General features: G+C 62.2%; 14 protein-coding genes. 3 read left to right on the top strand and 11 right to left on the bottom strand.

Annotation, left to right across the window (positions count from 1 at the left end; translation table 11 throughout):
• The 6 genes from carB to grpE form a co-directional block, all read right to left on the bottom strand.
• Positions 1–1,692 (bottom strand): carbamoyl-phosphate synthase large subunit (gene carB, locus B3P22_RS22650; protein ID WP_296272610.1); only part of this gene is annotated, 1,692 nt, incomplete at its 3' end.
• 30 nt (positions 1,693–1,722) lie between these two features.
• Positions 1,723–2,871 (bottom strand): glutamine-hydrolyzing carbamoyl-phosphate synthase small subunit, encoded by a 1,149-nt coding sequence (gene carA / locus B3P22_RS22655; RefSeq protein ID WP_296272611.1) that lies wholly within the window; start codon positions 2,869–2,871, stop codon positions 1,723–1,725.
• A 190-nt stretch (positions 2,872–3,061) separates the two neighbouring features.
• Complete coding sequence (gene dapB / locus B3P22_RS22660) at positions 3,062–3,865, bottom strand: 4-hydroxy-tetrahydrodipicolinate reductase (RefSeq protein ID WP_296272612.1); 804 nt, start codon at positions 3,863–3,865, stop codon at positions 3,062–3,064.
• A gap of 85 nt (positions 3,866–3,950) precedes the next feature.
• Entirely contained in the window at positions 3,951–5,078 is a 1,128-nt protein-coding gene (gene dnaJ, locus B3P22_RS22665) for a molecular chaperone DnaJ (protein ID WP_197855353.1), read from the bottom strand.
• Positions 5,079–5,213: 135 nt separating this feature from the next.
• Positions 5,214–7,130: a molecular chaperone DnaK gene (dnaK, locus tag B3P22_RS22670; protein WP_296272613.1), complete on the bottom strand. Its 1,917-nt coding sequence runs from the start codon at positions 7,128–7,130 to the stop codon at positions 5,214–5,216.
• Between the two features lie 99 nt (positions 7,131–7,229).
• Positions 7,230–7,799, bottom strand: coding sequence for a nucleotide exchange factor GrpE (grpE, locus tag B3P22_RS22675; protein WP_197855355.1), 570 nt, complete (start codon positions 7,797–7,799; stop codon positions 7,230–7,232).
• Positions 7,800–7,957: 158 nt separating this feature from the next.
• Between grpE and recN the strand changes: the two genes are divergently transcribed.
• The gene (gene recN, locus B3P22_RS22680) at positions 7,958–9,634 is read left to right on the top strand and encodes a DNA repair protein RecN (RefSeq protein ID WP_296272614.1); all 1,677 of its coding nucleotides are present in this window, start codon (positions 7,958–7,960) and stop codon (positions 9,632–9,634) included.
• 104 nt (positions 9,635–9,738) lie between these two features.
• Here recN and fur read toward each other — a convergent pair whose 3' ends face one another.
• Positions 9,739–10,143 carry a ferric iron uptake transcriptional regulator gene (gene fur, locus B3P22_RS22685; protein WP_013717010.1) on the bottom strand — a complete coding sequence of 135 codons (405 nt, stop codon included), beginning with the start codon at positions 10,141–10,143 and terminating at the stop codon, positions 9,739–9,741.
• A gap of 94 nt (positions 10,144–10,237) precedes the next feature.
• On the opposite strand from fur, the gene B3P22_RS22690 reads away from it, so the two are divergent.
• Positions 10,238–10,756 carry an outer membrane protein assembly factor BamE gene (locus B3P22_RS22690; protein ID WP_275546670.1) on the top strand — a complete coding sequence of 173 codons (519 nt, stop codon included), beginning with the start codon at positions 10,238–10,240 and terminating at the stop codon, positions 10,754–10,756.
• 75 nt (positions 10,757–10,831) lie between these two features.
• Here B3P22_RS22690 and B3P22_RS22695 read toward each other — a convergent pair whose 3' ends face one another.
• From B3P22_RS22695 to B3P22_RS22705, 3 genes are read right to left on the bottom strand one after another with little or no spacing between them, the layout of a single operon-like run.
• Complete coding sequence (locus B3P22_RS22695) at positions 10,832–11,152, bottom strand: RnfH family protein (RefSeq protein ID WP_296272615.1); 321 nt, start codon at positions 11,150–11,152, stop codon at positions 10,832–10,834.
• Positions 11,145–11,579 carry a type II toxin-antitoxin system RatA family toxin gene (locus B3P22_RS22700; RefSeq protein ID WP_104729453.1) on the bottom strand — a complete coding sequence of 145 codons (435 nt, stop codon included), beginning with the start codon at positions 11,577–11,579 and terminating at the stop codon, positions 11,145–11,147. Before B3P22_RS22700 ends, B3P22_RS22695 begins: the two co-directional genes overlap by 8 nt.
• Complete coding sequence (locus B3P22_RS22705) at positions 11,580–12,983, bottom strand: sodium-dependent transporter (protein WP_296272616.1); 1,404 nt, start codon at positions 12,981–12,983, stop codon at positions 11,580–11,582. It lies immediately after the preceding gene.
• A gap of 127 nt (positions 12,984–13,110) precedes the next feature.
• Here B3P22_RS22705 and smpB point away from each other — a divergent pair, with 127 nt between their 5' ends.
• Positions 13,111–13,593, top strand: coding sequence for an SsrA-binding protein SmpB (gene smpB / locus B3P22_RS22710; RefSeq protein ID WP_013717015.1), 483 nt, complete (start codon positions 13,111–13,113; stop codon positions 13,591–13,593).
• Positions 13,594–13,649: 56 nt separating this feature from the next.
• Here smpB and B3P22_RS22715 read toward each other — a convergent pair whose 3' ends face one another.
• Positions 13,650–14,417, bottom strand: coding sequence for an FCD domain-containing protein (locus tag B3P22_RS22715; protein WP_197855360.1), 768 nt, complete (start codon positions 14,415–14,417; stop codon positions 13,650–13,652).
• Positions 14,418–14,694: the final 277 nt, after the last annotated feature.

Here is a 14,694-nt window from a genome sequence, read left to right on the forward strand (position 1 = left end):
GAGGATCATGATCTTGTCGCGACCACTCGGGTTGGCCTCGCACTCTTCCTCGTAGGTCGAGTACATGTAGGCGGTGTCGGTGGCGAATTCGGCGGCGCAGGTGTCCACGCGCTTGTACACCGGCAGCACTTTCAGCTTGTGACGGTGGGCACGCAGGCTCTTTTCGGAAACGCCCAACAGCTTGGCCAGACGCGCATCGGAGAAGCCCTTGCGCTTGAGCTTGAACATCAGGTCGTAATCGATGGCGGACAGCCCCAGGGTCTGCACGGTGGCTTCGTCCTTGATCAGATCTTCGATCTGCACCAGGAACCACTCGTCGATACGGGTCAGTTCGAACACTTCGGCGACGGTCTTGCCGGCACGGAAGGCATCGGCCACATACCAGATGCGGTCGGCGCTGGGCACGGTCAGCTCGCGACGCAGAGTGCTTTCGGCTTCCGGGTCGTTGAGGTCGAGCTTCGGATCGAAGCCGGCAACGCCGACTTCCAGGCCGCGCAGGGCTTTCTGCACCGACTCCTGGAAGGTACGGCCGATGGCCATGACTTCACCCACGGACTTCATCTGGGTGGTCAGGCGGGCGTCGGCCTTGGGGAATTTCTCGAAGGCGAAGCGCGGAACCTTGGTCACCACGTAGTCGATGGCCGGCTCGAACGACGCCGGGGTGCGACCACCGGTGATGTCGTTCTGCAGTTCATCGAGGGTGTAACCCACGGCCAGCTTGGCGGCGATCTTGGCGATGGGGAAGCCGGTGGCCTTGGAGGCCAGCGCCGAGGAACGCGACACACGCGGGTTCATCTCGATCACCACCATGCGCCCGGTGTTCGGGCAGATACCGAACTGCACGTTGGAGCCACCGGTTTCCACACCGATCTCACGCAGCACCGCCAGGGAGGCGTTGCGCATGATCTGGTATTCCTTGTCGGTCAGGGTCTGCGCCGGGGCGACGGTGATCGAGTCGCCGGTGTGCACGCCCATCGGGTCGAAGTTCTCGATGGAGCAGACGATGATGCAGTTGTCCTTCTTGTCGCGGACCACCTCCATCTCGTATTCCTTCCAGCCGATCAGCGACTCGTCGATCAGCAGCTCGTTGGTCGGCGACAGGTCCAGACCGCGGGCGCAGATTTCCTCGAACTCTTCACGGTTGTAGGCGATGCCGCCGCCGGTGCCACCCATGGTGAAGCTCGGGCGGATGATGCAGGGGAAACCCACCATCTCCAGCACGCCGTAGGCTTCTTCCATGCTGTGGGCGATACCCGAGCGCGGGCAGGCCAGGCCGATATCCTTCATGGCTTTGTCAAAGCGCGAGCGATCCTCGGCCTTGTCGATGGTGTCGGCGTTGGCACCGATCATCTCAACGCCGAATTTCTCCAGCACGCCGTGGCGCTCCAGGTCCAGCGCGCAGTTGAGTGCGGTCTGGCCGCCCATGGTCGGCAGCAGCGCGTCCGGGCGCTCCTTCTCGATGATCTTGGCCACGGTGGCCCACTTGATCGGCTCGATGTAGGTGGCGTCGGCCATGGCCGGGTCGGTCATGATGGTGGCCGGGTTGGAGTTCACCAGGATGACACGGAAACCTTCTTCCTTCAGCGCCTTGCACGCCTGCGCGCCGGAGTAGTCGAACTCACAGGCCTGGCCGATGACGATGGGGCCGGCGCCGAGGATCAGGATGCTTTTGATGTCTGTACGTTTTGGCATGGTCTTCTCGAATTCTCTGCTCGGCGGGGCTTAGCGGCGTTTGGCCATCTCATTGATGAAACGGTCGAACAACGGCGCAACGTCGTGCGGGCCTGGGCTGGCCTCGGGGTGACCCTGGAAGCTGAAGGCGGCCTTGTCGGTACGCTCGATGCCCTGCAGGGTGCCATCGAACAACGACTTGTGGATCGGGCGCAGATTGCTCGGCAGGCTGCTCTCGTCCACGGCGAAACCGTGGTTCTGGCTGGTGATCATCACCACGCCGCTGTCGAGGTCCTGCACCGGGTGGTTGGCGCCGTGGTGGCCATGGCCCATTTTCAGGGTCTTGGCGCCGGAGGCCAGGGCCAGTAGCTGGTGGCCGAGGCAGATGCCGAACACCGGAATTTCGGTTTCCAGGATTTCCTGGATCGCCTTGATCGCGTAGTCGCACGGCTCGGGATCGCCAGGACCATTGGAGAGGAACACGCCATCGGGGTTCAGCGCCAGCACTTCGCTGGCAGTAGTCTGCGCAGGCACTACGGTCAGGCTGCAGCCGCGAGCGACCAGCATGCGCAGGATGTTCAGCTTCACACCGTAGTCGTAGGCAACGACGTGGTACGGCAGATCGGCAGCGGCGATTTCCGGATGGCTGTCGTCCTCCAGATTCCACACGCTGGAACGCCATTCGTAGCGCTCGGTGCAGCTGACTTCCTTGGCCAGGTCCATGCCCTTGAGACCCGGGAAGCTGCGCGCCAGCTCCAGCGCTTTCTCTTCAGTGGCGTCGTCACCGACCAGGATGCAGCCGTTCTGCGAGCCCTTCTCACGCAGGATGCGGGTCAGGCGACGGGTATCGATGCCGGCGATGGCGACGGTACCGTTCTCTTTCAGGTACTCGTCCAGCGGCTGCTTGTCGCGCCAGTTGCTGGAAATCAGCGGCAGGTCGCGAATGATCAGGCCGGCGGCCCAGACGCGATTGGACTCGGCATCTTCCGGCGTGGTGCCGGTGTTGCCGATGTGCGGATAAGTCAGGGTAACGATCTGCTGGGCATAGGATGGATCGGTAAGGATTTCCTGATAGCCGGTCATGGCGGTGTTGAACACCACCTCTCCGATGGTCTGGCCATCGGCCCCGATGGAATCGCCGCGAAAAATGCTGCCGTCAGCAAGGGCTAAAATGGCAGGTTTGGGGGCTGGCTTAGTCAAGAAGACCTCCGTCACGATCAAGGCTTGAAGCAAACGCAGGTTGTAAAAAAGCGGGATGACGTGTGAAGGTCATCCCGCTTTTTTATTTGAGCCATTCTGCGTAACTTTTAGTGGACACACTAAAACAGGAAGCTTACAGGAAAACCCTTTTTCGGTCCACCCGATAAGACGCCTCAGTCACACATTCGCGTCAACGCAGGCTCAACACGTCCTGCATGTCGTACAGGGCAGGCGAACGCTGCTGCAGCCACAACGCGGAACGCACCGCTCCCTTGGCGAAGGTCATGCGACTGGAGGCCTTGTGAGTGATCTCCACGCGCTCGCCATCGGCGGCGAACAGCACGGTGTGATCCCCTACTACATCACCGGCACGCACGGTGGCGAAACCGATGGTCTCGCGCTCGCGCGCCCCGGTCTGACCTTCACGGCCATACACGGCCACCTTCTGCAGATCACGCCCCAGCGCATCGGCGACCACTTCGCCCATGCGCAGCGCGGTACCGGACGGTGCGTCTACCTTGTGCCGGTGATGCGCCTCGATGATCTCGATATCCACATCATCGCCCAGCACGCGGGCGGCGGTATCCAGCAATTTCAGGCACAGGTTGACACCGACGCTGAAGTTGGCGGCAAAGACGATGGGAATCTGCTTGGCCGCTTCGCTCAACTGCTGTTTCTCTTCCACGCTAAAACCGGTGGTGCCGATCACCATGGCCTTGCCCGCCTGACGGCAGACTTCCAGGTTCTTCAGCGTCACCGACGGATGGGTAAAATCGATCAGCACGTCAAAATCATCGAGCACCGCCGCCAGGTCACCTGCCAGGGTCACGCCGATCTTGCCCAAACCGACCAGTTCACCAGCATCGGCGCCGATCAGGCTGCTATCGGCACGGTCAACAGCGGCGCTGAGCTTGGCACCCTCGGCCTGGCTCACCGCCTCGATCAGGGTCTTGCCCATACGCCCGGCGGCGCCCATCACTGCAATACGTTGCATAACATCAGCTCCAAGCTGCAGGCCTCAAGCTGCAAGCCAAGCGCAATAACCTCTTGCCGCTTGTGGCTTGCCGCTTGACGCTCAATTAAACGTCACCGAAGAAGCGCTTGACGCCTTCGAACCAGCCACTGGCCTTGGGCGAGTGGGAGTCGTCGCCCTGCAGCGACTTGCGGAACTCCTCGAGCAGCTCGCGCTGACGCTTGTTCAGGTTGACCGGCGTCTCCACCGCCACCCGGCACATCAGATCGCCCGCACCACCGCCACGTACCGGGGCCACGCCCTTGCCGCGCAGGCGGAACAGCTTGCCGGTCTGGGTGCCTTCCGGAATCTTCAGCTTGACCCGACCATCCAGGGTCGGCACTTCCAGTTCGCCACCCAGCGCCGCATCGGCGAAGCTGATCGGCACTTCACAGTACAGATGCTTGCCGTCGCGCTGGAAGATCGCATGCTCACGGACGTTGACCACCACGTAGAGGTCACCAGCCGGGCCGCCATGCGCGCCGGCTTCACCTTCGCCGGACAGGCGAATGCGATCACCGGTATCGACACCTGGCGGCACCTTGACCGACAGCGTCTTGCTCTCTTCCACCCGACCCTGACCATGGCAGCTGCCACAGGGATCGGTGATCATCTTGCCGCTGCCATGGCAGCGCGGGCAGGTTTGCTGCACGGAGAAGAAGCCCTGCTGCATGCGCACCTGACCGATACCACCGCAGGTGGTACAGGTGACCGGGCTGGTGCCCTTCTTGGCGCCGCTGCCATCGCAGGTCTTGCAGCCGACCAGAGTCGGCACGCGAATGGTGACGGTAGTGCCACGCACCGCTTCTTCCAGGTCCAGCTCAAGGGTGTAACGCAGATCCGAGCCACGCTGGGCACCGCCGCGCGAACCGCCACGGCCGCCGCCGAAGAAGTCGCTGAACACGTCGCCGAAGATGTCAGAGAAGTTGGCGCCACCGAAACCGGCGCCACCGCCGCCACCCATCTGCGGGTCGACCCCGGCATGGCCGTACTGGTCGTAGGCTGAACGCTTGCTGGCGTCGGAGAGCACTTCGTAGGCCTCGTTGGCCTCCTTGAATTTCTCCTCGGCGTCTTTGTCGTCCGGGTTGCGATCCGGATGGTATTTCATCGCCAGGCGCCGATAGGCCTTCTTCAGGTCGGCCTCGCTGGCGCCGCGCTCGACCCCCAGGATCTCGTAATAATCACGTTTTGCCATAGTTGTGCTGCACTCTCAGATTCGTGAGCTCCAGATACGCCGACGCGGGAGAAGGCTCCCGCGCGGCGAATCCTGCCCGTCGCGAGCGACGGTGGAGCAAAAAGCAGAGGCGGCCCGCTGAGCAGGCCGCATCCCTTACTTGTTCTCCTTGACCTCTTCGAACTCAGCGTCGACCACGTCGTCACCTGCATCCTTGGCGTCGCCGGCATCAGCCTGCGCGGCACCACCTTGCGGCTGCTCGGCGTACATCTTCTGCGCCAGCGGCGTGGTGGCTTCGGACAGCGCATTCATCTTGGCTTCGATGGCCGACTTGTCATCGCCCTTCACGGCTACTTCCAGCTCGCCAATGGCCTTCTCGATGGTCGCTTTCTCGTCGTCGGTGGCCTTGTCGCCCGCTTCGGTGAGCATCTTGCGGGTGGCGTGCACCAGCTGATCGCCCTGGTTACGGGCAGTGGCCAGCTCTTCGAACTTGCGGTCTTCCTCGGCGTTGGCCTCGGCGTCACGCACCATCTGCTCGATCTCTTCCTCGGACAGACCGGAGTTGGCCTTGATCACGATGGACTGCTGCTTACCGGTGGCCTTGTCCTTGGCGGACACGTGCAGGATGCCGTTGGCATCGATATCGAAGGTCACTTCGATCTGCGGCACGCCACGCGGAGCCGGCGGAATCTCGGCCAGGTCGAACTTGCCCAGCGACTTGTTCTGCGCAGCCTGCTTACGCTCACCCTGCAGCACGTGAATGGTCACGGCGTTCTGGTTGTCGTCGGCGGTGGAGAACACCTGCGACTTCTTGGTCGGGATGGTGGTGTTCTTCTCGATCAGCGCAGTCATCACGCCGCCCATGGTTTCGATACCCAGGGTCAGCGGGGAGACGTCCAGCAGCAGAACGTCCTTGACGTCACCAGCCAGAACCGCGCCCTGAATGGCGGCGCCCATGGCCACGGCTTCGTCCGGGTTGACGTCCTTACGCGGCTCCTTGCCGAAGAACTCGGCAACGGTCTTCTGCACCAGCGGCATACGGGTCTGGCCGCCGACCAGGATCACGTCGTCGATCTTGCTGACGTCGATACCGGCGTCCTTCAGCGCAGTGCGGCACGGCTCGATGGTGCGCTGCACCAGATCTTCGACCAGCGATTCGAGCTTGGAACGGGAGATCTTCACGTTCAGGTGCTTGGGACCGGTGGCGTCTGCAGTGATGTACGGCAGGTTGACGTCGGTCTGCTGGCTCGAGGACAGCTCGATCTTGGCCTTCTCGGCAGCTTCCTTCAGGCGCTGCATGGCCAGCGGGTCGCCCTTGAGGTTCATGCCGGTTTCTTTCTTGAATTCGTCAACGAGGTAATCGATCAGGCGAATGTCGAAGTCCTCACCACCGAGGAAGGTGTCACCGTTGGTAGCCAGCACTTCGAACTGGTGCTCGCCGTCGACTTCGGCGATCTCGATCACCGACACGTCGAAGGTACCGCCACCCAGGTCGTAAACGATCACGGTGTGGTCGCCCTTGGCCTTGTCCATGCCATAGGCCAGCGCAGCCGCGGTCGGCTCGTTGATGATGCGTTTGACGTCCAGACCGGCGATGCGGCCGGCGTCCTTGGTGGCCTGACGCTGGCTGTCGTTGAAGTAGGCCGGAACGGTGATCACCGCTTCGGTGACTGGCTCGCCCAGGTAATCCTCGGCGGTCTTCTTCATCTTCTTCAGCACTTCGGCGCTGATCTGCGGCGGCGCCATCTTCTGGCCGTTCACTTCGACCCAGGCGTCGTTGTTGTCGGCCTTGACGATCTTGTACGGAACCATCTGGATGTCTTTCTGCACGACATCCTCGTCAAAACGACGACCGATCAGACGCTTCACCGCGTACAGGGTGTTGTGCGGGTTGGTCACCGCCTGACGCTTGGCCGACTGGCCAACCAGGATTTCGCCGTCGCCCGCGTAGGCGATGATGGACGGCGTGGTGCGAGCGCCTTCGGCGTTCTCCAGCACCTTGACGTTGCCGTTTTCCAGAATGGAGACGCAGGAGTTGGTGGTCCCCAAGTCGATACCGATGATTTTACCCATGAAAATTCTCCCGAAACTTTGATTTATCCGTCGCCTCGTTTCACAGGCGCCGGCAGCACTAAAACGCTTGACTCAAAAATGGGGTCGCCCCCGGAAATTTCAAGCCTGCTCGTCGATGGACGGCGGCGGCGTGGTAGGCGCCTTGCTGACCACGACCATGGCCGGGCGCAGCAGACGACCGTTGAGCAGATAACCCTTCTGGAACACCTTGAGCACCGAGTTCGGCTCGACGTTGGTGCTCTCTTCCATCGCCATGGCCTGGTGATGCTCGGGGTTGAACGGCTCACCATGCGGCTCGATCGCTTCCAGCTGATGACGCGCCAGGGTGTCGAGGAACAGCTTGAGGGTCAGTTGCATGCCCTCACGCACGCCCTTGATGGCTTCGTCGTCCGGGCTGGACAGCTCCAGGCCACGCTCCAGGCTGTCGACCACCGGCAGCAGGTCGTTGGCAAACTTCTCCAGGGCGAACTTGTGCGCCTTCTCTACGTCCTGCTCGGCACGACGGCGCACATTCTGCAGCTCGGCCGCTACGCGCAACGACTGATCCTGCGCCGCAGCCAGCTGCTCTTCCAGGGCCTGTACGCGAGCCGCCAGGTCGTCGCTCGACGCGGCGTTCTCGGCCGCCTGAGTCTCGGGGTTCTGCGTATCCAGGTTCTGTTCGTCAGCCATGCCTATCTCCTCTCGAATGAATCGGCGCGAGTCCGGCTCGCGCTCCTGCCGCCTATATGGAGCCAATTCCACAGCTTTCAAGGGGCGATAGACGAGGATTGCCAGGAAAAGAAAAAACACTGTATAAATAACCAGACATCAACTCGGGAGCGTTCGCCATGCTGGTGCACCTGTCCATTCACAACTACGCCATCGTCGACCACCTGGATCTCGAACTGGATGCCGGCATGAGCGCCATCAGCGGCGAGACCGGTGCCGGCAAGTCGATCATGCTCGACGCCCTCGGCCTGTGCCTGGGTGATCGCGCCGACAGCGGCGTGGTACGCCCAGGCGCGGACAAGGCGGACATTCTTGCCAGCTTCGATCTGGCGGACATTCCCGAAGCCCGCACCTGGCTCGCCGAACGCGATCTGGACAGCGATGGGCCGTGCATCCTGCGCCGGGTGATCACCGCCGAAGGCCGTTCACGCGGCTACATCAATGGCAGCCCCTGTCCGCAGGCCGACCTCAAGGCCATCGGCGAGCTGATCATCGATATTCACAGCCAGCACGAACATCAATCGCTGCTCAAGACCGACACCCATCGCCGCCTGCTCGACGAATACGCCGGCAGCCAGGAACTGGCGCGTCAGGTGCAACTCGCCGCGCAGCGCTGGAAGCAGACGCGCAACGAGCTGGAGCGCATCTCCAGCCAGGGTGACGAACAGCGCGCCCGCCACCAGCTGCTCAGCTATCAGCTCGAAGAGCTGGAGAATCTCGCCCTCGGCGACAACGAACTGGAACAACTGGAGCAGGAGCATAAGGCCCTGAGCAATGCCGACGCGCTGCTCGGCGCCTGCCGCCAGGTGCTCGACCTGTGCAGCGAGAGCGACGCCGGCAACGTGCTGGCGGCACTGACCGCCAGCCTCAACCGCCTGGGCGCGTTCGGCGGCCAGGGCGGCGCCCTCGGCGAAGCGAGCAACCTGTTGGCCAGCGCGCAAATTCAGGTCGAGGAAGCCGTCGGTGAGCTGAACCGCTTCGTCGATCACTTCGATGCCGACCCGCAGCGCCAGCAATTTCTCGAGGAGCGCCTGGACACCATCTATACCCTGGCGCGCAAGCACCGTATCCAGCCCACCGAGTTGGCTGCCCTGCAGCAGCAACTGTTCGAGGAACTCGAAGGCCTGAATGCTGACGACCAGGCTAGCGAGCGCCTGGCCGAGGAACTGGCCGCCTATGAGCGCCACTACCAGGAAAAGGCAGCCGAACTCAGTTCGCTGCGTGGCAACGCTGCCGAGCGCCTGTCCGCGGCAGTAGAACAGGAGATGCAGGCACTCGGCATGCCAGGCGGGCGTTTCAGCATCCAGCTGCAGTCCATGAGCTGCGAAGAGCCGCATGCCAATGGCCTGGAAGCCGTGGAGTTCCTGGTCAGCGCCAACCCCGGCCAGCCGTTGCGCGGCCTGGCCAAGGTGGCCTCCGGTGGCGAGCTGTCGCGTATCAGCCTGGCGATCCAGGTGATCACCGCGCAGACCTCGCGCGTACCCACCCTGGTGTTCGACGAAGTGGACGTCGGTATCGGCGGCCCGACGGCGGAAGTGGTCGGCCAGCTGCTGCGCCGCCTTGGCGAACGCGGCCAGGTGCTGTGCGTCACCCACCTGCCGCAAGTCGCCGCGCAAGGTCATCAGCACCTGTTCGTGCACAAGCGTCGCGGCGAGGACGCCACATCCACGGCGGTGAGCAAGTTGGACGAAAGCGGCCGCGTCGAGGAGATCGCGCGCATGCTCGGCGGCGTCGACCTGACCGAGGAATCCCTGGCCCATGCGCGCAAGATGGTGACCAGCGCACAGGCTGCGTGAAGCGTTGCAGCAGGATGCGATCGGCAAACGGCTATCCGGCTTGCATCGAAGCCATAAAACAGAAAGGCGACCCGAGGGTCGCCTTTCTCATTACCGCAGAAGCATCAGCTCTTCTTGCGTACGTACAGCACCAGATTGTGGTCGACCAGCTCGAAGCCGTGTTCCTTGACGATTTCCTTCTGGCGCTTCTCGATCTCGGAATCGAAGAACTCGATCACCTCACCGGAATCGACACAGACCATATGGTCGTGGTGGCCGCTGTCGGCCAGCTCGAATACGGCATGGCCGCCATCGAAGTTGTGGCGCACCACCAGGCCGGCGGCCTCGAACTGAGTCAGCACGCGGTACACGGTGGCTAGGCCAACGTCTTCACCTGCCTCCATCAGCGCCTTGTACACATCCTCCGCACTCATGTGGCGGTGCTCGGCGTTATCGAGCATCTGCAGGATTTTGACCCGTGGCAGAGTCACCTTCAGTCCAGCTTTGCGCAGTTCGTTATTTTCAACCATGGTCTGCTTTCTCATGGATGCTGCTTCGCAGCACCCTTCAATACGGGTATGATCCGGGGTTCAAGTTGCCCAAGATAGTGGAAGTCACCCTCCGATGCAAAAAACCAAGCTCTTGCTGACCAGCCTGTCGCTGACCGGGCTCTTCGCACTCGCCGGTTGTTCATTCCCCGGGGTTTACAAGATCGACATTCAACAGGGCAATGTCGTGACACAGGACATGATAGACCAGCTGCGCCCTGGAATGACCCGGCGCCAAGTGCGGTTTATCATGGGCAATCCGCTGATCACCGACACCTTCCATGCCGATCGCTGGGATTACCTGTACAGCATTCAGCCAGGCGGCGGTCAGCGCCTGCAGGAGCGCGTCAGCCTGGTGTTCGACGGCAGCGACCAACTGGTCGGCCTGGCCGGCGACTTCATGCCAGGCGTCAGCCGTGACCAGGCGATCATGGGCGAAGGCAGCGACACCGGCAGCGCACAGCCGCAAGCCGAACCGCAGGAAGATACCCCGCCGGCACCCGGCTCGCTGCTGGAACAGATCCAGCGCGAAGTAGATGATGTCGAGACCGTCCCGGTTCCGACCCCCGAGCCACTGGACACCGATCCGCAGTAACAAGCGGACACGAAAAAGCCCGGAGCGAATCCGGGCTTTTTCATATCTGCGTTCTGCTGAGCAGCCTTTTAGTAATCAGGCTGACTCTTCGCCCTCTTCCCGCGCCTTGGCTTTGGCCGCCCGCTGCTTGCGCACTTCTTTCGGATCGGCAATCAGCGGCCGATAGATCTCGACCCGCTCCCCCTCCTCCAGCACTCGCTCTTGCGGCTTGCTCACCGCCTTGCCGAAAATGCCCAGCGGCGCCTGGTTCAGATCCAGCTCCGGAAAGAACTGCTGCATGCCTGAGCGCAGTGCCGCTTCCCGCACCGTGGTGCCGACCGGCACCGACAGGCGCAGCAACTTCTGCCGCTCAGCCAGGGCATAGACCACCTCGATGGCGATACTGGGCTTATCCATACAACTGCTTGGCTCGCTGGCAGAAGGCGTCGACCATGGTGTTGGCCGCCTGGTTGAACAACGGGCCCAGCGTGGCGCGCACCAGCGGCCCGGCGTAGTCGAAGGTCAGGTCCAGGCTGATCTTGCAGGCCTTGTCGCCCAGCGCCTTAAACTCCCAGACACCATTGAGGCTAGTAAACGGTCCTTCCTGAAGATTCATCTCGATGCGCTGCCCCGGCAGCAGCACATTACGCGTGACGAAGCGCTGGCCGATCCCGCCCTTGGCCACTTCGAGGCTGGCCAGCATGTGCGTCTCGCTGACTTCCAATATTTCGCTGGAGCTACACCAGGGTAGGAACTGCGGGTAGCTGGCCACATCGTTAACGAGGTCATACAGCGCCTGCGCCGGGTAAGGCAGCAACGCCGAGCGCTGGATTCGAGTAGTCATTTACTTGCTCAGCTCCGCGATGAATACGATCAGCACGCCGATTGGCGCCACGACGCGAATCAGCCAGAGGGACAGATTGAACAGCAGCGGGCTTCTGATGGCCAACTCTTCGCGCACGACGTCGCGACTCAGCACCCAGCCGGCGAACAGGGCGAAGGACAGCCCGCCCAGCGGCAGCAGAATGCGACTGGTGAGGTAATCGATACTGTCGAAGAAGGTCTTGCCGCCCTCGGCGCCCCACTGCAACAGGTGGAAGCCGTCCTCGGCAAAGACGAAGAACTTGGCGTCGGCCCAGAGGTTGAACGAGAGCACCGTGCCCATGCCGAAAACCCAGCAGAACAGCGCCAGTACCGCGGTTACCTGGGTGCGGCTGCGCCCGGTTTTCTCGACGAAGTAGGCCACGGCCGGCTCCAGCATGGAGATCGATGAGCTCCAGGCAGCGACAGCCACCAGCACGAAGAAGATCAGCCCCATCACCTGGCCGAAGGCAATGTTGCCGAAAGCGATCGGCAAGGTGACGAACATCAGCCCCGGCCCGCCACCCGGCTCCAGGCCAGCGGCAAATACGATAGGGAACAGCGCCAAGCCGGCGGTCAGCGCCACCAGCGTGTCGAGCAGGCCAACGGTCAGTACCGTGGCGCCAATCGAAGCCTTCTTCGGCATATAGGCGCCGTAGACCATGATCGAGCCGACGCCAACGCTCAGGGTAAAGAACGCATGACCCATGGCGGCGAGAATGCCGTCCTGCACCTTGCTCGGATCGAAATGGAACAGGAAGTCGAAGCCTTCGCGGAAGTGCCCGGTGGTGAAGCTGTAGCCCAGCAGAACCAGTAGCAGCACGAACAGCAGCGGCATCATGATGCGCAGGCTGCGCTCCAGCCCGGCCACCACGCCTTTGGCGATGACGAATGCGGTCCCCAGCATGAACAGGCTGTGCCACAGGGTCAGCCGCCACGGGTCGGAGGTGAGGCCGCCGAACGCCGCACCGGCACCATCGGCGCTGATACCGGTAAAGTCGCCACGACCCATGCTGAGGATGTAATCCAGCGACCAGCCTGCCACCACGCTGTAGAAGGACAGGATCAACAGCGCGGCGACCATGCCCATCAATGCCGCCAGCGACCAGCGCTTCGACGCGCCGGCTTCGATCGCCAGGCTCTTCATCGCGTTGACCGGGCTTTGCCGGCCACGGCGACCGATCAGGGTTTCCGCCAGCATGATCGGCACGCCCACCAGGGCGATGCAGAACAGGTACATCACGACGAACGCGCCGCCGCCGTAGACGCCCGTCATGTAAGGAAACTTCCAGATATTGCCGAGGCCCACGGCCGAGCCGGTGGCCGCCAGAATGAACACCCAGCGGCTGGCCCAGGCACCGTGAATTGAAACGTTGTCGCTCGCCATTGCGGCCAAGACCCCAGATTGCGGGAAAAAAGATCGCGCATTGTCGGAGATTCGAGGCATGGGCTCAAGTTTGGCTCGGTAAAGCCCCATGGCGCAGGCGCGGGCGACTCCCTATAATGCGCGGCCTATGGCTAAACAAAAGAAACATCCTCAAGGCACTATCGCGCTGAATAAAAAGGCGCTGCACGATTACTTCGTCGAACAGAAGTTCGAGGCGGGCGTCGCCCTGGCCGGCTGGGAAGTGAAAAGCCTGCGCGCCGGCAAAGCGCAGCTGGTCGACAGCTACGTGCTGCTCAAGGACGACGAGGCCTGGCTGATGGGGGCACATATTACCCCGTTGAAGACCGCCAGCACTCACGTCATCGCCGACCCGATCCGCACGCGCAAGCTGCTGCTGAACAAGCGCGAGCTGGACAAGCTGTTTGGCGCCGTGCAGCAGAAAGGCTACACCTGCGTAGCCCTGTCGCTGTACTGGAAACAGCACCTGGTCAAGTGCGAGATCGCCCTGGCCAAGGGCAAAAAAGACTTCGACAAGCGACATGTCGAGAAAGAGCGCGACGCCAACCGCGAAGTCCAGCGCGCCATGCGCAGCAAGGGCAAGGACGAGTAAGCACGCGCCTCAAGCGAAGGCGATAATGTCTGGCATTATCGCCGTTGCACGCGGTTCTACAGCCCCTGTCGCCTTTGCGCACGCGCCACGCGCTGAGCTTCCAGCTGCACTTCCGACAGCACTTCCTGCACATAGTCGATGTGCTGGTTGGACAGATCGCGCGCGTCTTCCGCACGCCCTTCGATGATGGCCTCGTACAGCGCGCGGTGCTGACCGATCAGCATGTCGCGCGTTTCCTCGCGCTGGGCGTACATGCCGCCGATGTTGGTCACCACGTTGCGCTTGAGCAGGTCGAACAGCCCACGAATGGTGTGCAGCAGAACGGCGTTGTGGCTGGCCTCCGCAATCGCCAGGTGAAAGCGCGCATCGGCTGCACCCTCCTCCGCGCGGGTCACCTTGCCAACCCGCGCATAGCAATCCTGCAACGCCTCGAACGCCTCGGCGAGCCGCTGCCGGTCGATATCGGTCGCCCGCCGGGCCGCGTAATAAGCACAGGAACCCTCCAGCGTGTGGCGAAACTCCAGCAGATCGCGCTGCGCATCCTCCTTGTTCTCCAGCAGTTGCAGCAACGGATCGCTGAAGGTCGAGCCCAGTGTTTCAGCCACGTAGTTGCCACCACCCTGGCGACTGACCAACAACCCCTTGGCCACCAGTTTCTGGATCGCTTCACGCAGGGACGGGCGGGAAACGCCGAACTGCTCCGCCAGCGCACGCTCGGCAGGCAGCTTCTCACCGGCACCCAAGGTGCCCTCGAGAATCATGGTTTCCAGTTGCGCGACGATGTCATCCGAAAGACGCCGCTGCCGCACCAGACCTACTTCCATCACCCGCATCTCCATTGGTTTGACCAGGCCTCAAGCCTCATGGCGCAAGCCTATAGCGCCCGTACCGCCTGAACAAGCAAGCACCATACGACCAAAGTCTTAGCCTCCCGATTTGACAGCCTATTGGGCAACTTTTAACCTGAGCCCGCCACTTTGTAAATTGGTCTTACCAATTTAGCCAACAAGAACAACAAACCATCGAGGTCACGCCATGACAGCTCTACACGCTGCACGCCTGTTCGATAACGCCTCATCCCTGCCGCGCCAGCCGCGCGCT

Origin of the sequence: Pseudomonas sp. UBA6323 (assembly GCF_002439135.1) — a bacterium.
Taxonomy (GTDB): Bacteria; Pseudomonadota; Gammaproteobacteria; order Pseudomonadales; family Pseudomonadaceae; genus Aquipseudomonas.

Coding starts and splice junctions, on each gene's coding strand:
- dapB (WP_296272612.1), bottom strand. CDS start 3,865: ATGCAACGTATTGCAGTGATGGGCGCCGCCGGGCGTATGGGCAAGACC.
- dnaJ (WP_197855353.1), bottom strand. CDS start 5,078: ATGGCAAAACGTGATTATTACGAGATCCTGGGGGTCGAGCGCGGCGCC.
- dnaK (WP_296272613.1), bottom strand. CDS start 7,130: ATGGGTAAAATCATCGGTATCGACTTGGGGACCACCAACTCCTGCGTC.
- grpE (WP_197855355.1), bottom strand. CDS start 7,799: ATGGCTGACGAACAGAACCTGGATACGCAGAACCCCGAGACTCAGGCG.
- recN (WP_296272614.1), top strand. CDS start 7,958: ATGCTGGTGCACCTGTCCATTCACAACTACGCCATCGTCGACCACCTG.
- fur (WP_013717010.1), bottom strand. CDS start 10,143: ATGGTTGAAAATAACGAACTGCGCAAAGCTGGACTGAAGGTGACTCTG.
- B3P22_RS22690 (WP_275546670.1), top strand. CDS start 10,238: ATGCAAAAAACCAAGCTCTTGCTGACCAGCCTGTCGCTGACCGGGCTC.
- B3P22_RS22695 (WP_296272615.1), bottom strand. CDS start 11,152: ATGGATAAGCCCAGTATCGCCATCGAGGTGGTCTATGCCCTGGCTGAG.
- B3P22_RS22700 (WP_104729453.1), bottom strand. CDS start 11,579: ATGACTACTCGAATCCAGCGCTCGGCGTTGCTGCCTTACCCGGCGCAG.
- B3P22_RS22705 (WP_296272616.1), bottom strand. CDS start 12,983: ATGGCGAGCGACAACGTTTCAATTCACGGTGCCTGGGCCAGCCGCTGG.
- smpB (WP_013717015.1), top strand. CDS start 13,111: ATGGCTAAACAAAAGAAACATCCTCAAGGCACTATCGCGCTGAATAAA.
- B3P22_RS22715 (WP_197855360.1), bottom strand. CDS start 14,417: ATGGAAGTAGGTCTGGTGCGGCAGCGGCGTCTTTCGGATGACATCGTC.